This window comes from Nocardia sp. CA-135953 (assembly GCF_050955735.1).
Lineage (GTDB): Bacteria > Actinomycetota > Actinomycetes > Mycobacteriales > Mycobacteriaceae > Nocardia.
Genome location: NZ_CP192082.1, coordinates 5,691,684 through 5,709,698, shown reverse-complemented (window position 1 = coordinate 5,709,698; position 18,015 = coordinate 5,691,684). Strand labels below are relative to the sequence as shown.

At 64.4% G+C, this 18,015-nt stretch carries 18 protein-coding genes and 2 tRNA genes; 9 read left to right on the top strand and 11 right to left on the bottom strand.

Annotated elements, in window-relative coordinates; all coding sequences use genetic code 11:
• Positions 1-482: 482 nt before the first annotated feature.
• The gene (locus ACQPXH_RS26370; RefSeq protein WP_387291295.1) at positions 483-953 is read right to left on the bottom strand and encodes a MarR family winged helix-turn-helix transcriptional regulator; all 471 of its coding nucleotides are present in this window, start codon (positions 951-953) and stop codon (positions 483-485) included.
• Between the two features lie 77 nt (positions 954-1,030).
• Here ACQPXH_RS26370 and ACQPXH_RS26365 point away from each other — a divergent pair, with 77 nt between their 5' ends.
• On the top strand, positions 1,031-1,405 hold the full coding sequence (locus tag ACQPXH_RS26365) for a cupin domain-containing protein (RefSeq protein ID WP_433599170.1): 375 nt from the start codon (positions 1,031-1,033) through the stop codon (positions 1,403-1,405).
• A 141-nt stretch (positions 1,406-1,546) separates the two neighbouring features.
• Here ACQPXH_RS26365 and ACQPXH_RS26360 read toward each other — a convergent pair.
• A tRNA-Lys gene (locus tag ACQPXH_RS26360) sits at positions 1,547-1,619 on the bottom strand.
• Positions 1,620-1,930: 311 nt separating this feature from the next.
• Between ACQPXH_RS26360 and ACQPXH_RS26355 the strand changes: the two genes are divergently transcribed.
• Positions 1,931-3,145, top strand: coding sequence for a L,D-transpeptidase (locus ACQPXH_RS26355; protein ID WP_433599169.1), 1,215 nt, complete (start codon positions 1,931-1,933; stop codon positions 3,143-3,145).
• 7 nt (positions 3,146-3,152) lie between these two features.
• On the opposite strand, the gene ACQPXH_RS26350 is transcribed toward ACQPXH_RS26355, so the two are convergent.
• Positions 3,153-3,431: a hypothetical protein gene (locus ACQPXH_RS26350; protein WP_433599168.1), complete on the bottom strand. Its 279-nt coding sequence runs from the start codon at positions 3,429-3,431 to the stop codon at positions 3,153-3,155.
• A 150-nt stretch (positions 3,432-3,581) separates the two neighbouring features.
• Between ACQPXH_RS26350 and menC the strand changes: the two genes are divergently transcribed.
• On the top strand, positions 3,582-4,688 hold the full coding sequence (menC, locus tag ACQPXH_RS26345) for an o-succinylbenzoate synthase (protein ID WP_433599167.1): 1,107 nt from the start codon (positions 3,582-3,584) through the stop codon (positions 4,686-4,688).
• Positions 4,689-4,756: 68 nt separating this feature from the next.
• Here menC and ACQPXH_RS26340 read toward each other — a convergent pair.
• Together ACQPXH_RS26340 and orn are read right to left on the bottom strand one after the other, a co-directional pair.
• Positions 4,757-4,829 (bottom strand) — tRNA-His (locus ACQPXH_RS26340).
• Between the two features lie 55 nt (positions 4,830-4,884).
• Positions 4,885-5,526 carry an oligoribonuclease gene (gene orn, locus ACQPXH_RS26335; protein WP_433599166.1) on the bottom strand — a complete coding sequence of 214 codons (642 nt, stop codon included), beginning with the start codon at positions 5,524-5,526 and terminating at the stop codon, positions 4,885-4,887.
• Between the two features lie 340 nt (positions 5,527-5,866).
• Here orn and ACQPXH_RS26330 point away from each other — a divergent pair, with 340 nt between their 5' ends.
• Positions 5,867-7,720, top strand: coding sequence for a helicase HerA-like domain-containing protein (locus ACQPXH_RS26330; protein ID WP_433599165.1), 1,854 nt, complete (start codon positions 5,867-5,869; stop codon positions 7,718-7,720).
• 87 nt (positions 7,721-7,807) lie between these two features.
• Here ACQPXH_RS26330 and ACQPXH_RS26325 read toward each other — a convergent pair whose 3' ends face one another.
• From ACQPXH_RS26325 to ACQPXH_RS26310, 4 genes are all read right to left on the bottom strand, one after another.
• Positions 7,808-8,221 (bottom strand): FAD-dependent monooxygenase, encoded by a 414-nt coding sequence (locus tag ACQPXH_RS26325; protein ID WP_433599164.1) that lies wholly within the window; start codon positions 8,219-8,221, stop codon positions 7,808-7,810.
• A complete protein-coding gene (cmrA, locus tag ACQPXH_RS26320) occupies positions 8,193-8,996 on the bottom strand; it encodes a mycolate reductase (protein WP_433599163.1) in 804 nt (267 codons plus the stop codon). The genes ACQPXH_RS26325 and cmrA overlap by 29 nt, the downstream gene beginning before the upstream one ends.
• Positions 8,997-9,195: 199 nt before the next feature.
• Positions 9,196-11,226: an FAD-dependent oxidoreductase gene (locus ACQPXH_RS26315; RefSeq protein WP_433599162.1), complete on the bottom strand. Its 2,031-nt coding sequence runs from the start codon at positions 11,224-11,226 to the stop codon at positions 9,196-9,198.
• The gene (locus ACQPXH_RS26310; RefSeq protein WP_433599161.1) at positions 11,223-11,804 is read right to left on the bottom strand and encodes a PadR family transcriptional regulator; all 582 of its coding nucleotides are present in this window, start codon (positions 11,802-11,804) and stop codon (positions 11,223-11,225) included. The genes ACQPXH_RS26315 and ACQPXH_RS26310 overlap by 4 nt, the downstream gene beginning before the upstream one ends.
• Positions 11,805-11,909: 105 nt before the next feature.
• Between ACQPXH_RS26310 and ACQPXH_RS26305 the strand changes: the two genes are divergently transcribed.
• Positions 11,910-13,301 carry an MFS transporter gene (locus tag ACQPXH_RS26305; RefSeq protein ID WP_433599160.1) on the top strand — a complete coding sequence of 464 codons (1,392 nt, stop codon included), beginning with the start codon at positions 11,910-11,912 and terminating at the stop codon, positions 13,299-13,301.
• A gap of 15 nt (positions 13,302-13,316) precedes the next feature.
• Here the strand turns inward: ACQPXH_RS26305 and ACQPXH_RS26300 are convergent, their stop codons facing one another.
• Complete coding sequence (locus ACQPXH_RS26300; RefSeq protein WP_433599159.1) at positions 13,317-13,937, bottom strand: TetR family transcriptional regulator; 621 nt, start codon at positions 13,935-13,937, stop codon at positions 13,317-13,319.
• A 183-nt stretch (positions 13,938-14,120) separates the two neighbouring features.
• Between ACQPXH_RS26300 and ACQPXH_RS26295 the strand changes: the two genes are divergently transcribed.
• Genes ACQPXH_RS26295 through ACQPXH_RS26285 form a run of 3 tightly spaced genes read left to right on the top strand, consistent with a single transcriptional unit; the run spans position 14,121 to position 16,688 of the window.
• Positions 14,121-15,179: a ferredoxin reductase gene (locus ACQPXH_RS26295; RefSeq protein WP_433599158.1), complete on the top strand. Its 1,059-nt coding sequence runs from the start codon at positions 14,121-14,123 to the stop codon at positions 15,177-15,179.
• A 21-nt stretch (positions 15,180-15,200) separates the two neighbouring features.
• Positions 15,201-16,349, top strand: a complete 1,149-nt coding sequence (locus tag ACQPXH_RS26290; protein WP_433599157.1) for a fatty acid desaturase family protein — start codon at positions 15,201-15,203, stop codon at positions 16,347-16,349.
• A gap of 42 nt (positions 16,350-16,391) precedes the next feature.
• The gene (locus tag ACQPXH_RS26285; RefSeq protein ID WP_433599156.1) at positions 16,392-16,688 is read left to right on the top strand and encodes a hypothetical protein; all 297 of its coding nucleotides are present in this window, start codon (positions 16,392-16,394) and stop codon (positions 16,686-16,688) included.
• Here the strand turns inward: ACQPXH_RS26285 and ACQPXH_RS26280 are convergent, their stop codons facing one another.
• Entirely contained in the window at positions 16,689-17,225 is a 537-nt protein-coding gene (locus tag ACQPXH_RS26280) for a DUF4254 domain-containing protein (RefSeq protein WP_433599155.1), read from the bottom strand.
• Positions 17,226-17,664: 439 nt separating this feature from the next.
• On the opposite strand from ACQPXH_RS26280, the gene ACQPXH_RS26275 reads away from it, so the two are divergent.
• Positions 17,665-17,943 carry a hypothetical protein gene (locus tag ACQPXH_RS26275; protein WP_397046142.1) on the top strand — a complete coding sequence of 93 codons (279 nt, stop codon included), beginning with the start codon at positions 17,665-17,667 and terminating at the stop codon, positions 17,941-17,943.
• Positions 17,944-18,015 lie beyond the last annotated feature (72 nt).

Genomic DNA, 18,015 nt, shown 5'->3' with positions numbered 1-18,015 from the left:
GAGGCAGCGCGGATCTCCGACGGGGCACCCGGTGGGAAGGCCCGCCTGAATCGGTTCCGTATGCTGTTTTCGGGTTTTGTTGTGAAGGCCAGGCGAGCCCTGGCGCGCGACGCGGTGTAAGCCACCCGGGGTCGGTTCCCGGCGGGTGCCGCTGTCGAGCGGGAGATTGCGGTCGTGGTGCCGCTGGTATCTCCAGCGACCGCGGCGGGTGAAACCCATCTGCCGTTGCGGTCGTTTTCCGACTGTGTGTGGATCGCTCCACGGTGTAACCAAACTGTAGGTCTGTTTGCGACCTGATCTCAGCTTGGTCACGGTCAGTTAACGCAATATGAACGAATAGTGAATGGCAGGGGTTGCCGATCTTGGAAAGCCCAGGTCGGGCTTCTTGAAACCCCATCTATGCTGGGAGTTTGCTGTCAAACCTTATGTGACGCAGCTCACGGAAATTTCAGGGTAACGCAGGCCACTTTGTCTCGATTTGGTCACCAAGAGGCCGGACGGACCCTTCCGGGGGCCACCACGCGGGTCAAACTGTTACGCAATTGCGCCACCGCGGAATCACCCAAAACGGACGCCCACTGGTCAGCGAATTCGGCCGCCGCGGCATCGGCCGCGCGCGTGCAGGCCCACCCCTTCGCGGTCAGTGTGATCAACCGTGCGCGCGCGTCGTCCGGATGTGCGTTGCGCTCGGCGTAACCCTTGCGCACGAGTTCGTCCACCAACTGACTGGCCGCCTGTTTGGTCACTCCCAGATGTTCGGCCAACTCGCCGACCGTCGCCCCGTTCGGTGACAGCCGCACGAAGGCGAACCCGTGCGTCGGCCGCACATCGGCGAACCCGGCCGCGACAACCCCGGCGTGAATGGCGTCGGTGGCAGCCGCTCCTGCCGCGAGCAGCAGCAGCGCGAGATCCTGGCCGGGCCGCAGGGTCGAAGCGGGTTTCGGATTCGACATGACCGCCATCTTGACACAGATAGGCAAGTTGCTTGACTATATAGTCAAGCTGCTTGACCAAACGAAGGAGTTAAGACATGCCGGTAACCCGCGCCGCCGATGCCGAAGTCCACGAAATGCACGGCACCCGATTCACCTCCTACATCCGTCCCGGCACCGGCAGCGCCGAACTCTGCGTTTGGCAGATCCAGGTGTCGGCCGAGACGGAAGGCGTGCCGCACAAGGTGTTGCGCGAGGAGGCATTCGTGGTGATCCAGGGAGCGGTGACGATCACGATCGATGGCCAGGCGGAGGCGCTGGTGGCCGGTGACGCCGCGGTGGCGCCCGCGAATTCGATGATCGCCCTGACGAATTCGGCCGTCGAGCCGGCCGTGCTCGTCGTGACCGTCCCGGTCGGATTCCAAGGTGAACTGCCCGACGGAACCGTCATCGACCCGCCCTGGGTCGGCTGAGCCGCGCCGCCCCCCGAGTGGCGGACCGGGTGACGAACAACACTCCCGGCGCCACCGCTTCGATGGCCGTGCGCAGCCGGATTGATGAAACGAAAAATCCCCCGCCGGAGGTTCGGTCTCCGACGGGGGATTTTGCTGTTGTGCGCCATCAGGGACTCGAACCCCGAACCCGCTGATTAAGAGTCAGCTGCTCTGCCAATTGAGCTAATGGCGCGTGTCTTGCTGTGCTCCGTGTTCCGGTGCGGGACAAACATTAACAGGCCGAGTGGCCAGAAGTGAAATCGGTTTCTGACCGGGGGTGATGGAGAGTTCGCGATGGATGTTAACACCCGGCGGGGTGCGGATGATCTAACCGGTGGAACTCGCCTGTGGCGGAGTGATTTTCCATTGGACCGGGCCCGTTGCGCTGGCAGAATGTCTGGAGCGTGGTCCGGACCAAACTCCGCGTTGCGGGAGGAGCGTGGTCGAGTTGGATCCGAAGCCGTCGGTGCCCTGGCTGCATCGGGACTTGAAACGGGGTTGGTAATGAACATTGGTCAGGGTCGGCATCGGTCGATGAGAAAGATCACGGGACCGGTAGTCGTATGCGCGGTGTTGGCGCTGGCCTTGACGGCGTGTTCGTCGTCCAACGCCACCGACGCCTCGCCAGTGGCTATCGACCGTAATCCGATCACCGAACTGATGAAGCCCAAGCTGTTGTCGCCGGTCAAAGACGGTGACATGGGAGTTTCGCCGGGCGTGCCGCTGACCTTCAAGGTCGACGACGGCAAGTTCACCACCGTGGCATTGACCAGCCCGCAGGGTGTTCCGGTCGCTGGCAAGCTGGCCGCGGACGGACGGACCTGGGAGAACACCGAGGTACTCGGCTACGGCAAGACCTACAAGCTGAAGGCCGACGCAATCGGTCTCGGCGGCGCGAACTCCACGGTATTGAGTTTCACCACCAGCTCCCCGGACAGCCAGACCAAGCCCTATCTGCTGCCGGGCGAAGGCGAAGTGGTCGGCATCGGCCAACCGGTGGCCGTGCAGTTCGACGAGAACATCCCCGACCGCATGGCCGCGCAAAAGGCGATCAAGATCACCACCGAGCCGCCGGTCGAGGGCGCCTTCTACTGGGTGAACAAGCGCGAGGTCCGGTGGCGGCCGGAGCATTTCTGGGCGCCGGGCACCAAGGTCACCATCGATGTGAACGTCTACGGTCGTGATCTCGGCAGCGGGCTGTTCGGCCAGGACAATATCCACTCGTTCTTCACCGTTGGCGACCCGACGATCTTCACCGCGGACGACAACACCAAGCAGGTGACGGTGGAGATGAACGGTCAGGTGGTGCGGACCATGCCCACCTCGATGGGCAAGGACAGCACCCCCACCGATAACGGCGTCTACATTGTCGGCGACCGATTCGACCGCATCATCATGGACTCCTCGACTTACGGCGTCGCGGTGAGTTCGCCGAACGGCTACAAGACGCCGGTCGACTACGCGACCCGACTTTCCTACTCCGGCATCTTCTTTCACTCCGCGCCCTGGTCGGTCGGTGCGCAGGGCTCCTCGAATACCAGCCACGGCTGCCTGAACCTGAGCCCCGCGAACGCGCTGTGGGTTTTGCAGAACGCCAAGCGCGGCGACATCACCATCGTCAAGAACACTGTGGGTGGCACGCTGTCGGGTGTCGACGGACTCGGTGACTGGAACATTCCGTGGGCGGAGTGGAAGGCGGGCAACGCCGACAATCGCTAGGAATCGCCTACGCGCAACTGAGCGTCGCCCCGACGGCGCTCCCGAGCGCTGCGCACAGCAGGGGCCCGCCGAACAGCAGATTCTCGAAGCCGGACATCGCGGCACCGGCCGAGCCGGTGCCCGAGGAGCCGGTGGTGGTGACACCACCGGCGGATCCGGTGGTGGTCGAGCTCGAACCCGTACTGGCTCCGGTGCCCGGTTCGACCACGATATCCGCGGTCGCGGTACCGGTGGCGCCGGCGAGCAGGGTTGTGCCGACGAGAGCTGCGATTACCGCCGAACGCATCACGAATCTGGTGTCCTTCTGATCGGTCGGGGTGGCGTCCTGGTGACACCGCCCCTGATGCCCGCAGTCTACGGAGTGAAACAGTTATATGTCAGATAATCGGTGATGGTAAGCGGCTAGCGACAAGCGCTGATATGCCAAGCTGTGAAGATGAGGCTCGAGGGCGTTGAACTGCGTCGGCTGGGCCTTCCGCTACGCAGCCCTTTTCGGACCTCGTTCGGGGTCGAATTGTGGCGTGACATTCTCCTGCTGCGGGTGGTTGCCTCGGACTCCGAGGGCTGGGGCGAGTGCGTGGCCCTGCCGTCTCCGAGTTTTTCGTCCGAGTACATCGATGGTGCCGCCGACGTCATCCGCCGGTTTCTGTTGCCTGCGCTGGCCGGTCGCGATCTCACCCCGGAAGATGTAGCGCCCACGCTTGCGCGATTTCGTGGTCATCGAATGGCCAAGGCCGCGTTGGAGATGGCGATCCTCGATGCCTGGCTGCGGTCCCGACGACAGTCTTACGCCGGATATCTCGGCGCGACTCGCACCTCGGTTGCCGCGGGTGTCTCGATCGGGATCATGGACGAGATACCCGAACTGCTGGATACCGTCACGGAATATCTGGAACAGGGCTACCAGCGGATCAAGCTCAAGATCGAGCCAGGATGGGATATCGCGCCGGTGCGGGCGGTACGGGAGCGCTTCGGCAACACTCTCGAGCTACAGGTCGACGCGAACGGCGCCTATACATCGGCTGATGCGGACCACCTTGCCGGTCTCGACGAGTTCGAACTGGAAATGCTGGAACAGCCTCTTGCCGAGGACTGTTGCCGCGATCACGTGATGCTCGCCCGTCGCTTGCGTACGCCGATCTGCCTGGACGAATCGATTCTCTCGGCCCGGGGCGCCACCGACGCGATCGAGGTGGGGGCGTGCTCGGTGGTGAATATCAAAGCCGGACGTGTCGGCGGCTATCTCGAGGCCCGCTCGACGCACGATGTCTGTGCGACGCACGGCGCACCGGCATTTTGCGGTGGAATGCTGGAAACCGGGCTCGGTCAGGCGGCGAATCTGGCGGTAGCGGCGCTACCCGGTTGTACGTTGCCCGCGGACATCGTGGCCTCGGATCGCTATTACGAACGAGACATCATCGAACCGCTGCGGCTGGAAGCCGGATACATCACCGTGCCTGACGGACCCGGCCTCGGTGTAGACCCGTTGCCGGATGCGCTGAAGGCGGCAACGACGAGCAAGGAATGGGTGTCGCCGATATGAACCAGCGACACTGTCGAATAGACAACGGGCCAGGTCGGAGCTGACGCGCTCCGGCCTGGCCCGCTTCGGGTGGCTGACGGGACTCGAACCCGCGACAGCCAGGATCACAACCTGGTGCTCTACCAACTGAACTACAGCCACCATCGCCGGTGAATTACCAGCGCGGTCGATATTAGCGTGTCAACCCCTCGAGTCCCTAATCGGTTTGTGACGTCGCGTTTTGCTCGGCCGTCTTGTCGCCACCGCTCAGTTCGTTCGCAATGGCGGTGATCTCTGTGGTCGATGGGCCCGGGGCGGCGACGAAGGCCGTGCGTCGGTAGTACTCGAGCTCGCGGATGGATTCCTTGATGTCGGCCAGGGCGCGGTGCGTCAGGCCCTTCTCCGGCTGGCCGAAGTAGATGCGCGGGTACCAGCGGCGGCACAGCTCCTTGATGGAACTCACATCGATCATCCGGTAGTGCAGATGCGCATCGAGTGTGGGCATATCGCGGGCGATGAAGCCGCGGTCGGTTGCGATGGAATTGCCGGCCAGTGGGACCGTGCCCGCGGTCGGGGCGTATTCGCGGATGTAGTCGAGTACCTGCTTTTCGGCATCGGCGAGTGTGACTGTGGAGCGGCGCACTTCCTCGGTCAGGCCCGAACGTGCGTGCATATCGGCGACCACCTGCGGCATGGCGGCCAGGGCCGCGTCGTCGGCGTGGATGACGATATCCACGCCGTCACCGAGAATATTGAGATCGCTGTCGGTCACGAGCGCGGCCACCTCGATCAGCTTGTCGCTGTCGAGGCGCAGGCCGGTCATCTCACAATCCATCCATACCACGTACTTGTCGCTCACTGGACACACAGTAGCCGTGGTCGTGATCGACGGGGCTCTCACCTTGCCGCGTTGTCGCAGCGCATTCGTGTCTCACAAGCGTCGAATTCGACACCACGTATTTGTCGGACACCCCGGCAACATCAGCTGTATTTATTGGCGATGCCTCCGGCATCGCGTGTTCGTGGCCCCTGGATGTCTCGCTCGAAACCGGAGGTTGTGCCAGTGCTGGTTGCTCAGGAGTGCATGTCACCACTGAGTTGAGCCATCTCGAGGGGAGCTGCGGCGATAGAGTTTGCGGGAGATCGGCGTATGCGTTTTCGGCACGACAGCTAACACTGCGGACCAGACGGAGGACGCGATGAACGCAGGATCGCGAAGCGATTCGATGGGGGGTGGCGGTCGGGCGACGGGTGCGCCAACCCCTCAGGAGAAGGCGGCCGCGGCACGGAAGGCGGCCGAGGAGGCAGCGCGCGTGGCCGCGGAAGCCGCCGCTGCTGCCGAAGCGGCCGAGCGCGAGTTGGCCGAGCAGGAGGCGGTGGTCGCGAGCGCGGATCCGAATGCGGCGCCTGCGGTGGGACAGTCCGAGGCCGCGCAATCCAAGGCCGCCGCGACGGCGGAGACCGCGGTTGCCAGCGCTGCGGCGGCGGAATCCGCACAGTTGGCGGCGACCAAGACCGCGCAGGCCGCGGAACAGTCGGTGGCGCAGCAGATCGCTGCCGGATACGCGTTCGACGGAGCAGCGCTGGAATTGGGCACGGTTGTCGTGGACGGCACCGTGGATTCGACTGCGCACGTGCGGATTCCGATGCGCACCATGAATCGGCACGGGCTGGTCGCCGGTGCGACCGGCACCGGCAAGACGAAAACATTGCAGGGCATCGCCGAACAGCTTTCGCGGGCCGGGGTTCCGGTGGTACTCGCCGATATCAAGGGCGACCTGTCGGGGCTCGTACACCAGGGGCAGGCCGATGAAAAGCTCAGCGCCAGGGCGGCCGAGACGGGTGCGTCGGACTGGGCGCCGGCCGGTTATCCGACCGAATTCGTCTCGCTCGGCACCGGCGGTGTCGGGGTGCCGATTCGTGCGACCATCACCGCATTCGGGCCGGTGCTGCTCAGCAAGGTGTTGGAACTCAACGAAACTCAGGAGTCGACGCTCGGACTGATTTTCCACTGGGCGGATAAGGCGGGTCTCGGTCTGCTGGATCTGAAGGACCTGCGCGCGGTCATCACCCATCTCACCAGTCCGGAGGGCAAGGAGGATCTCAAAGGCATCGGCGGGGTTTCGGCGGCCACCGCGGGGGTGATCCTGCGCGCGCTGGTGAATCTCGAGGCCGATGGCGGCGACACCTTCTTCGGTGAGCCCGAACTGGATCCGGTCGATCTGCTGCGCACCGTGGACGGTCAGGGCGTGATCACGCTGTTCGAACTCGGTGCGCAGGCGGCGCGGCCGGTGATGTTCTCGACCTTCCTGATGTGGGTACTCGCCGATCTGTTCCAGACGCTGCCCGAGGTCGGTGATGTCGAAAAGCCCAGGCTGGTCTTCATTTTCGACGAGGCGCACCTGTTGTTCGCGAATGCCTCGAAGGCTTTCCTGGAGCAGGTGGAGCAGACGGTAAAGCTGATCCGGTCCAAGGGTGTCGGCGTCTTCTTCTGCACCCAGCTGCCCACCGATATCCCGAATCCGGTCCTCTCCCAACTGGGTGCGCGCATTCAGCACGCGCTGCGAGCCTTCACGCCCGACGATCAGAAGGCGCTGTCCAAGACGGTGCGCACCTTCCCGAAGACCGGCGTCTACGACCTGGAGCAGGCGCTCACCTCGCTGGGCACCGGGGAGGCGATCGTGACGGTGCTCTCCGAGAAGGGCGCTCCGACGCCCGTGGCGTGGACCAGGATTCAGCCGCCGCGCTCGCTGATGGATACCATCGGGGAGGATCAGATCAAGTCGCGGGCGCTGTCCAGCGCGCTGGCCGCCAAATACGGCCAGACCATCGATCGTGAGTCGGCCTACGAGGTCATGGCCGCGAAAGCTACTGCGGCACAACAGAAACCGGAGACAGCTCCGGCTCCGGGGCGCTCGAAGGCCGCCCCCGAGGAGGAATCTGCCGCCGAGCGCATCATGAAGAATCCGGCAGTGAAGAGTTTCCTGCGTTCGGCCGCGACCGCCGCGGGCCGCGAGATCAGCCGCAGCATTTTCGGCACCCGCAAGCGCTGAGCGCGAGCACCGATCCCGAGTAGGGCCGGCGGTGCTGGTCTGCGGATCAAGGCGAGGGTGGACCTTCGAAATGGGCCGAAATAGGGATCAGCTAGCGCTGCGCAGCGAGCGCTCCACCATGGCGAAACCGTAGTCGAGCATTTCGGTTTCGTAGGCGTGGACCGCGTCGCGCAGTGAACCGGTCCGCGCGGTAATGCGGCGGCAGAGCAGGGCGGCGTCGCGCAGAGCTGTCCCCGCGCTGCTCCCGGCGGGGATCATGGTGTGGATCGCGTCGCCCATCAGCGTGACGGGCCCGGTTTCCCAGTGCGGCAACGGTTTTGCCGTCCGCATCGTGGTGTTGTGGACGGATTCCGGATCGGCGTGGCGCACGAGTGCGGCGAGATTCAGATCGGTGGTCAGCTCTATCTGACATCGGCACCCCGCTGCGGCCCGCGCTCGCGCTGAGCTGGGCCGATGACGGCGGACCTGCTGCTCAGCCGCCGAGCTTCTTGTAGAACGCACCGGCGACCGGGGCGGTGAGGGCGCGGGGGCCGTATTGGCCTGCGACGCTCATGCCCTTGCTGATCAGGCCGGGGACCACGCGCATCTTGTTGCGGGCCAGGGCGTCGATGGAGATCTTGGCCGTGTATTCGGAGGTGACCCACATGAAGTCGGGCACCATGCGGTCGACGATGGAGGCCGCGGCCGGATCGGGGGTTTCGGTGCGGACCGGACCCGGAGCGAGCAGGGTGACGTGCACGCCGGAGCCCTTCAATTCGCCGCGCAGCGATTCGGAGAAGGTATTGGCGAACGCCTTGCTCGCCGCATAGGTGGCATTGTTCGGAATCGGCATATTGCCCGCCGCCGAACCGCTGATCAGGATGCCGCCACCACCCCTGGCGATCATGCCGGGCAGCACGGCCAAGGTGAGATCGTGCACCGCAACGGCATTGAGCTCCATCTGGTCCCGCTCATACGCCGGATCCAATTCGGCGACCGCACCGAAGGTCGCGATACCCGCGTTGTTGCACAGGATCGAGATATCGCGGGCCGCCAACTCCTCGACCAGCGCCGCCCGCGCCGTCCGATCGGCCAGGTCGACTGCCCGCACCTCCGCGGTAATTCCGTGCGCCAACGTCAACCGCTGCGCAAGCTCGGTCAACACCTCCCCGCGCCGCGCAACCAGGATCAACGAATACCCGCGAGCGGCAAGCTCAGCAGCAAGCGCCGTCCCGATACCAGAAGAGGCACCAGTAACAACCGCACGATTCTCAGACGTAGCAGAGGGCAAACTCACGACTGAAGCCTAGGCGACCCATCCGCCCCAACACCGATGACATCCCCCAGCCGATTCGATCGAGAATGCGACCTTGGAGAGGTGTTCTCGATATTTGCCGCCACCAACACATGGTGATCAACGATTCAGGACCGCACCGAAGGGGGCGGACTTGGGGCGGGGGAGCGCGGCTTCGGGCGCGGTGCGGCGTGCGGAGTCGCTATAGGCGGGCGGCGAGGCGGGTACCTTGGTCGATGGCGCGTTCGGCGTCGAGTTCGGCGGCCAGGTCGGCGCCGCCGATCAGGTGGATGTCGGCGCCGGCGGCGCGCAGGGGCTCTTCGAGTTCGCGGACGGATTCCTGGCCTGCGCAGATGATGACGTTGTCGACCGGGATCAGTTGAGGGCGTTGGCGTTTCTCGCCGAAACTGATGTGCAGGCCGTTGTCGTCGATACGTTCGTAGTTGACGCCGCCGACGTGCTCGACGCCTTTCGCCTTCAGCGCCGCGCGGTGCACCCAGCCGGATGTCTTGCCGAGATCCTTACCGAACGGGGTCGACTTGCGTTGCAGCAGAACGACTTCGCGGGCGGCGGAAGCGGGCCTGGGCTCGGTGAGCTGGCCGCGGGCCTGTTCGTCGGCGGAGTCGACGCCCCACTCTTCCTTCCACTCGTCGAGTTTGAGGGTGGGATGTCCTTCGACGGTGAGGAATTCGCTCACGTCGTAGCCGATGCCGCCCGCACCGATGACGGCGACGCGCTTGCCGACGGGCCGCTCCTCCCGGACCAGTTCGGCATAGGACAGCACCATCGGGTGGTCGATGCCGGGGATATTCGGAATGCGTGGGCGCACACCGGTGGCAAGCACGATCTCGTCGTAGCGGGCCTCGAGCAGTTCCGCCGCGGTAACACGCTTGTTCAGGTGCACGGTCACACCGGTGACCTCCAGCATCCTGGTGTAGTAGCGGATCGACTCGTTGAACTCTTCCTTACCCGGAATGCGGCGGGCGATATCGAACTGCCCGCCGATCTTGTCGTCGGCCTCGAAAAGGTCCACCCGGTGCCCGCGTTCGGCGAGATTGACCGCCGCCGACAGTCCGGCCGGGCCTGCGCCGACGACCGCGACGAGCTTGGTGCGCCGAGTCGGAAGCAGCTTCAGCTCGGTTTCGTGACCGGCCCGCGGGTTCAGCAGGCAAGACACGGTCTTGTGCTGGAACGCGTGGTCCAGGCAGGCTTGGTTGCAGGCGATGCATGTGTTGATCTCGTCGACCCGGTCGGCGGCAGCCTTGTTCACCCATTCTGGATCGGTGAGGAACGGCCGTGCCAGCGAAACCAGTTGCGCGTCACCGCGAGTGAGGATCTCCTCGGCGATCTCGGGCATATTGATCCGATTGGACGCGCACACCGGAATGTTCACCTGCTCGGTGATCTTCGCGGTGAATTCGACGAAGGCCGCCCGTGGCACCGAGGTGACGATGGTCGGCACACGCGCCTCGTGCCAGCCGATATCGGTATTCAGAATGCTTGCGCCCGCAGCTTCGAGTTCCTTTGCCAGCGCGACTATTTCGTCGAAAGTCTGTCCGTTCTCGACCAATTCGGCCATGGACAAACGGAATACGATGATGAAGTCGGGCCCGACCGCCGCGCGGGTGCGGCGCACGATCTCCACCGCGAGCCTGCGCCGGTTCTCCGGCGAACCGCCCCACTTGTCGGTGCGCCTGTTCGTGCGTGGCGCGAGGAACTGGTTGATGAAATAGCCTTCACCACCCATGATTTCGCAACCGTCGTAGCCCGCGAACTGGGCCAGCTTCGCACAGCGGGCGTAGTCGTCGATGGTCTGCTCGACCCCGCGCGCGGAGAGCTTGCGCGGCCGGAACGGATTGATCGGAGCCTTGATCGAGGATGCCGAAACACTGCCCGGCATATAGGAATAGCGGCCCGCGTGCAGGATCTGGATGGCGATCTTGCCGCCCGCTTCGTGCACGGCCTTGGTGATCACCCGGTGCCGGTAGGCCTCGGATCTATTGGTGAGTTTGGCGCCGAACGGCAGCAGCCAGCCGGTGCGGTTGGGAGCGTAGCCGCCGGTAATGATGAGACCGACACCGCCGCGGGCGCGCTCGGCGAAATAGGCGGCGAGCCGGTTGGTATCCCAGGCGCGATCCTCCAGGCCGGTATGCATCGACCCCATGATCACGCGATTGCGCAGCGTGGTGTGGCCGAGATCGAGGGGCTCGAAAAGATGGGGGAACGAACTCATCGCTGAGTCTCACCTTTCTTCGGGTCCGCGTGCGGGGCCGTTGCACGCGGTCGCAGGGCTTGCAGTACTTCGTCGCACCATTCGACGAAGCCGGACTCCACGCGGATGCCCGCGCGCAGCACGAGGTACTGGTGCAGCGGGGTGCCGGAGAGCTGATCCGGAGCGGGGAAGTCGCGTTTCTCGATGAGTTCGAACAGTTCGAGGCGCTGATTGTGCTGCTCGCGATGGCGGACGACCTCATCGCAGAGCGCGCCTATATCGCCGTGTGCGGCGGCGCGAATCTTCACGCCGAGCTCATTGCGCGGTATCGAGGTATCGGACGGTGCGGCGATCCAGCGCGCCAGCTCGGCCCGGCCCGCCTCGTTCACCGAATAGACCTTCTTATCCGGCCTGCCCTCCTGCGTCACTGCCTCGCTGGTGAGCCAGCCGGATTCCTCCATCCGCTTGAGTACGCGATAGATCTGCTGATGGGTGGCGCGCCAGAAGAAGCCGATGGACTTGTCGAAGCGGCGTGCCAACTCATAACCCGAACCGGCGCGCTCGGTCAGCGATACCAGCAGCGCATGTTCGAGTGCCATGACGCCAGGTTATCGTTACATCCGGTACTATGCAACTGAGTGCATAGCGGGGACGATATCGAGTGTTGGCCCGCCCGACGATGAAATCCGCACTAGGCTGCGCCCATGAGCGCCGCATCGCGCAGCGGATTCGATGAGGGTGGTGGCCGGGTGACGGATGAACCGGAGGTTGATGCGCGGGCGACTGTCGGGCAGGCCGCCGGACGCGGGCAGGTGGTTGCGTGGGGGTTGTGGGACTGGGGGTCCTCGGCATTCAATGCCGTGATCCTGACTTTCGTATTCTCGGTGTACCTCACCGATAAGGTCGGCGACGATCTGCCAGGCGGGGTGGAACCGAGCGCGTGGCTCGGCTGGGCTCTCGGCATCGCGGGTTTCGTGGTCGCACTCACTGCGCCGATCAGCGGCCAGCGCTTCGATGCGAGTGCGAAACGCAAACGCTCACTTGGCGTTTTGACCGCACTGACCATCCTGACGATGGCGCTGATGTTCTTCGTCCACGACGACTACCACGACTTCTGGTTCGGCCTGGTCCTGCTCGGCTTCGGTTCCGCATTCTTCGAATTGGCAGGCGTACCCTACAACGCCATGCTGCGCCAGGTCTCCACCCCGGCCGATGTCGGCCGGGTCTCCGGATTCGGTTGGGCCATGGGCTATTTCGGTGGCATCTTCATCCTGCTGATCAGCTACTTCGGCTTCATCTCCGGCCACGGTGACAACCGCGGTCTACTTGGTGTGCCCGTCGATGACGGTACGAATATCCGATTGGTCGCGATGCTGGCCGCGGTCTGGTTCGCCGCCTTCGCGTTGCCGGTGCTGTTCGCCGTACCCGAATTACCGCCCACCGATGCCGATCCCGGCGCGGCGAAGGCCGGGTTGTTCGGCTCGTACCGGGTGCTGTGGCGGGATCTGCGCGAGCTGTGGGCGGTGGATCGACGCACCGTCGGCTTCCTGATCGCCAGCGCGATCTTCCGCGATGGTCTGGCCGGTGTGTTCACCTTCGGTGCGATCCTGGCCGTGCGGGTCTACGGCATCGCCGACTCCGATGTGCTGCTGTTCGGCATTGCCGCGAATGTGGTTGCGGCACTCGGCGCGGTCACCGCCGGTCGTTTCGACGACCGCGTCGGCCCGAAGATCGTGATCGTGGTCTCGTTGATCGCCATGGTGATCTGTGGCACCGCGCTGTTGATCGTGTCCGGACCGGCCATGTTCTGGGTCTTCGGTCTACTGCTCACCATCTTCGTCGGCCCCGCCCAATCCGCCGCCCGCTCCTTCCTCACCCGCCTGGCCCCACCCGGCCGCGAGGGCCAGATGTTCGGCCTCTACACCACCACAGGTCGCGCCGTATCCTTCCTGGCTCCAGCACTTTTCGGCTTCTTCGTCTGGGCTTTCGACGCCGACCGGGCGGGCATTGTCGGCATTCTGGTAGTCCTCGCCATCGGTTTGGCGGCCTTGCTGCCGGTCCGTAAGCCCGATCCCGCGGTTGAGCCCGCCGCGTAGGGCGAGATCGATTGCCTAGCGCTCCTTGGCGGGCCGCCAGGCGGCCATGCCGAGTGCGATGAGACGGACCTGGCGGATGGTGCGGTCGATGATCGAGGCTTGGTCGCGCGGGGTGGCCGCGACGTAGTCGGCAATGCAGTCGGCGACTGTGGAGACGATCAGGTCGGCGGCCAATTCGAGATCGTCGGGGGACCAGGAGTCCAGGTCCGGAATGCGCGACAGGTCGACGACCAGTTCGCGCACGATCAATTGCAGTTCGAGTGCGATGGCCTGTTGCAGGGCGGCCGAGCCGCCGCGGCGTTCGCGGGTGATGAAGCCGAAGAGTTCGCGCTTGGTGGCGACCTGACCGAAGACAAACCGCACGGTCTCCGACAGTCGGGCATCGGGCGTGCGACGCAGTTGCCGCAGGGCCAGGCGCAGTGCCCGGATACCCTCGTCGACCAGTGCCGCCCCGAGATCGTCGAGTGAGGCGAAGTGCCGGTAGAACGCGGTCGGCACAATGCCTGCGGAGCGGGCGATCTCGCGCAGGCTCAGCGCGCCGAAGCCACGTTCGGCGGCCAGCGCGAGTGTGCCGTCGAGCAGGGCCTGTCTGGTGCGCTCCTTGCGCTCGCCCCGGGTAGCTGCGGTCTCGGTCATCACAGTGAGCATACAGCCGTTCACCATTCGCCTATTCCTAGGATGTAGTTCGGGTCACATCCGTTCCTGGTTGACACTGGACCCGGTCCATCGGTCACACTTGTTGAGTGTACAGGCGTGCACTGAAATCTTCGCCGATGAGGGTTCAGGAGTACGCCGCGGCCCGAAAGCAGAGGCAACCGCATGGTGGGACTCATCGACCTGGTGCAAACCCTGACCACACCGCACCCGCTCGACCGCTACCTGGAACTCGTCCGCCCCACGCTGACGGTTCGGGAGTTGCGGGCGGAGATCACCCACGTCCGCCGATCGGTGCCGGGTTCGGTGACGCTGACGCTGCGTCCCAGCCGGCAGTGGCGCGGCCACGTCGCGGGGCAATACGTGCAGATCGGCGTCGTCATCGAAGGCATCCGGCACACCAGGTGCTATTCACCGGTCAATCCGGCGGGTAGGCGCGACCGGCACCTGCAACTGACGGTCAAGGCGCATCCGGGTGGCCTGGTATCGCAATACCTCTACCGCAACGCCGTACCCGGCATGGTGGTCAGCCTGGAACCGGCCGCCGGTGTCTTCCGACTGCCCGAACCGCGCCCCGAGCGGGTGCTCCTGATCAGCGGCGGCAGCGGCATCACCCCGGTGCTGTCCATGCTGCGCACGCTGGCGGATGAGGGCTATCCGGGCGAACTCGCCTTCCTGCACTACGCCAAATCGTCGGAGACGGTGCCGCATCGGGCGGAGCTGGAGGCGATTGCACAGGCGAACCAGAACTTCCGCATCGAACTGCGCTATCCCGGCGACGGCTCCGGCCATTTCGACTATGACCAACTCGAATCCGTCGCACCATGGTTCGCCGACGGCGAGACCTACGTCTGCGGGCCCAAGGGCCTGATGGACGCGGTGCGCAAGATCTTCGAGGCAGAGCAGTTGGACGCGCGGCTGCACACCGAGGAATTCACCCTGTCCAGCACCCCCGTCGACGCCGACGAGGCGGTCGGCACGGTGAGCTTCTCGGCCAGCGGACGCAGCGCCGAGAACAACGGCGCGGTTCTGCTGGAGCAGGCCGAGGCCGCGGGTTTGACACCGGAGTACGGCTGCCGGATGGGTATCTGCTTCTCCTGCACCGCGGTTCGGCGCAGCGGCTGCACCCGCAATGTGCGCACCGGCGAAACCGACAGCGATCCGGACCAGCCCATCCAGCTCTGCATCAACGCGCCCGTCGGCGACGTCGACATCGATATCTGACAAAGCAAGGGGACCGAAGCAATGACGATTCTGACCGAAACGAAAGACGGCCCGCTGGTGCTGAGCCCGGACCAGGTCGAGGAACTCGGCCGGGCCCTCGACGACCTGCGCGCCCGCGTCGTCGCCGATCTCGGCGACGCCGACCGCGAATACATCTACTCGATCATCAAGGCGCAGCGCGGTTTCGAGATCGCCGGGCGCGGCCTGATGTATCTCGGTTTCCTGCCGCCGTTCTGGCTGGCCGCGGTGGCCGCGCTGAGTGTGTCGAAGATCCTGGACAATATGGAGATCGGCCACAATGTCATGCACGGCCAGTACGACTGGATGCGCGAGCGCGGCCTGAATTCCCGTGAGTTCGAATGGGATACGGTCTGCCCGGCGGACCAGTGGAAGCATTCGCACAACTACATGCACCACACCTTCACCAATATCCACGGCATGGATCGCGACATCGGCTACGGCGTCCTGCGCATGGACGAGGGGCAGCAGTGGAATCCGCTGCGACTCGGCCAGCCGCTCTACGCCTTCGCGCTGATGGTGCTGTTCGAATGGGGTGTGATGGGCCATGACCTGGAGGTGGAGAACATCATCCGGGGCAAGAAGAGCTGGTCGGATATCAAGCGATTGCTGAAGGGCCAGTGGCACAAGGCCGGTCGACAGGTGCTCAAGGACTACCTCTTGTTCCCGGCGCTGACCGGTCCGCTGTTCGTCGGTACCCTCGCCGGAAATGCCGCAGCCAATCTGGTGCGCAACCTCTGGGCCTTCTCCATCATCTTCTGCGGCCACTTTCCCACGGGCGTACAGACGTTCACCGAAGCCGAGACCGCCGAAGAGACTCGCGGTGAGTGGTACGTCCGGCAGATGCTCGGCTCGGCCAACATCACCGGCAGCAAGCTGTTCCACATCATGTCCGGGAATTTGTCGCATCAGATCGAGCACCACCTATTCCCGGATCTGCCGGCGAATCGCTATCCGCAGATCGCGCCGGAGGTTCGGGAACTGTGCGAGAAGTATGGATTGCCGTACAACACCGGTTCGCTCGGTAAGCAAGTCGGATCGGTCTGGCTGAAGATTTTCAAGCTGGCACTGCCGCCGTTCTTGGTCGGGAAGGAGTCCACGCCCGGTGTTATCGTGATGCGACAGCGGAAAACAACCGAAGTGGGCGTGTGAATGATCGGGAAATTCGAAAGCAACAAGGATCTAATTCAAGAATTGACTTCCTCTGGTGCACGACATGTCGGAAATATTGCGAACATCATCACCGGCACCGTCGCGGAAGTCACCCGGGAGATCGGTGAGTGGATCACCGACGCGATCGAGATGAACGAGGCCGCGGCCGCCGCGCGCAAGGATGCCGCGGCGCAACACGGGAACGATCTCGTCGACGAGGCCGACGTGTCCTATGACGCGGAGGTCGAGCCGAGCGCGCCGTTCGTCGAGGCAGAGGTGGTCGAGCCGGGGGTGGTCGAGCCGGGGGTGGTCGAGCCGGGGGCAGAAAACCCCCGGTGATCACCACACCGGCAGCCTGCGCCGGTGCTCTGTCACATCGGTGATCAGGTCCTTGTACCCGTCGGCCAGTTCGGCCAATCGGCTCCACTGCAGCTGGGCGTCATCGTCCAGTTGCAGTGGATGCGGTGGTCCGATCGGTGCCGACATACCCAATGCATATTGTGCCGCAACCCATTTCGCCGCCATTCGATCGATGACTGCGCCCAGCGTCTCGGTGTGCAGCGAGGCGCCGGTGCGGTGTTCCACATTGCCGGCTACCCAATTATCGATATGGCCGACCAGTTCGGTTCGGTGTGCATCGAGGTCGTCCACGAGTTGCAGGCACTGTGCTACGCGGCCGCTCGGCGTGTCCGGCGCATGCGCAGCCTGCAGAGCCTTGCGCCTGCGTTCATGACATTCGACCAGTGCGCGTCCCGCGGCCAGGACACGGTGGCGATATCGATTCGGATCGTCGGGTTCGCGAAATGCACGCAGTAGCGCCGATGGTGATGGCAGCTCGTCGGCTTCGATACGACCTGCGGCATATTCGGTAGGCATGGTGCACGCCCCTGCGGTGGCGATGGGTGTGTATTGGATGCGCCAGGGCCGAGGAGGATTTCGGGGAGGGGCACCCCTCGGCTCCGGCGCAGCCCCGCAGCCGGATCGCCTCCACACAGTCCACCAGCACGGCAAAGAAACCGGGAAATCCGCGACGATGCGATGAGGAAGACGGCCCGAGAAAATCGGGACCTTTTCAGGAAAGCGCGATAGCCGAATCGGCGCAATAGAATGGTGTAGAAACAGATGAGCTGCCGGGAAATCGTTATGATCCGTTACGGATCGGTCACACAACTGCGGACTTTCCTACCTTCGTGAAATCGCTGAGCGCATGGGCAGCAACCACTTCCGGCGAGGTGCGCGCACGACGCCGTTCGATCGACTAGCCTCGGTGTTTGTGCCCGCCTATGTGTCTTCGCCCGAGTTGACGTTCGGGTTCATGTTCGCGCTGGAGGATCCGGAGCGAATCGCCGAGGTCGTGCGCACGCTCATCCTCCGCAAGACGGTGTCGGTGTTTCGGCTCGCGCGACTGTCCGACGACGACGGCCCGCCCGAACGCTATGTCGTGAACTGGGCGGTGATTCCGCAGATCTCGATCACCACCAGCGCTCCCGACCCGGACGAGCTGGAGGCAGGGCAGATCATGCTGGTGAACGCCTTCCTCGGTGAGGAGGGCGAGGTCAGTCTGTACTCGGCCCAGGGGCAGGCGCCGAGCTGAGGCCCGCGGCAGGGCCGTTGCGGCACTGCGCGATTCGCCACGACGTCGGCCACCTTTTCGTTGGCGAGTCGG

What these genes read in the sequence shown, in the direction of transcription:
- ACQPXH_RS26370 (WP_387291295.1), bottom strand. Translation starts at nt 953, where the DNA reads ATGTCGAATCCGAAACCCGCTTCGACCCTGCGGCCCGGCCAGGATCTC.
- ACQPXH_RS26365 (WP_433599170.1), top strand. Translation starts at nt 1,031, where the DNA reads ATGCCGGTAACCCGCGCCGCCGATGCCGAAGTCCACGAAATGCACGGC.
- ACQPXH_RS26355 (WP_433599169.1), top strand. Translation starts at nt 1,931, where the DNA reads ATGAACATTGGTCAGGGTCGGCATCGGTCGATGAGAAAGATCACGGGA.
- ACQPXH_RS26350 (WP_433599168.1), bottom strand. Translation starts at nt 3,431, where the DNA reads ATGCGTTCGGCGGTAATCGCAGCTCTCGTCGGCACAACCCTGCTCGCC.
- menC (WP_433599167.1), top strand. Translation starts at nt 3,582, where the DNA reads ATGAGGCTCGAGGGCGTTGAACTGCGTCGGCTGGGCCTTCCGCTACGC.
- ACQPXH_RS26330 (WP_433599165.1), top strand. Translation starts at nt 5,867, where the DNA reads ATGAACGCAGGATCGCGAAGCGATTCGATGGGGGGTGGCGGTCGGGCG.
- ACQPXH_RS26315 (WP_433599162.1), bottom strand. Translation starts at nt 11,226, where the DNA reads ATGAGTTCGTTCCCCCATCTTTTCGAGCCCCTCGATCTCGGCCACACC.
- ACQPXH_RS26310 (WP_433599161.1), bottom strand. Translation starts at nt 11,804, where the DNA reads ATGGCACTCGAACATGCGCTGCTGGTATCGCTGACCGAGCGCGCCGGT.
- ACQPXH_RS26305 (WP_433599160.1), top strand. Translation starts at nt 11,910, where the DNA reads ATGAGCGCCGCATCGCGCAGCGGATTCGATGAGGGTGGTGGCCGGGTG.
- ACQPXH_RS26300 (WP_433599159.1), bottom strand. Translation starts at nt 13,937, where the DNA reads ATGACCGAGACCGCAGCTACCCGGGGCGAGCGCAAGGAGCGCACCAGA.
- ACQPXH_RS26295 (WP_433599158.1), top strand. Translation starts at nt 14,121, where the DNA reads ATGGTGGGACTCATCGACCTGGTGCAAACCCTGACCACACCGCACCCG.
- ACQPXH_RS26290 (WP_433599157.1), top strand. Translation starts at nt 15,201, where the DNA reads ATGACGATTCTGACCGAAACGAAAGACGGCCCGCTGGTGCTGAGCCCG.
- ACQPXH_RS26280 (WP_433599155.1), bottom strand. Translation starts at nt 17,225, where the DNA reads ATGCCTACCGAATATGCCGCAGGTCGTATCGAAGCCGACGAGCTGCCA.
- ACQPXH_RS26275 (WP_397046142.1), top strand. Translation starts at nt 17,665, where the DNA reads ATGTTCGCGCTGGAGGATCCGGAGCGAATCGCCGAGGTCGTGCGCACG.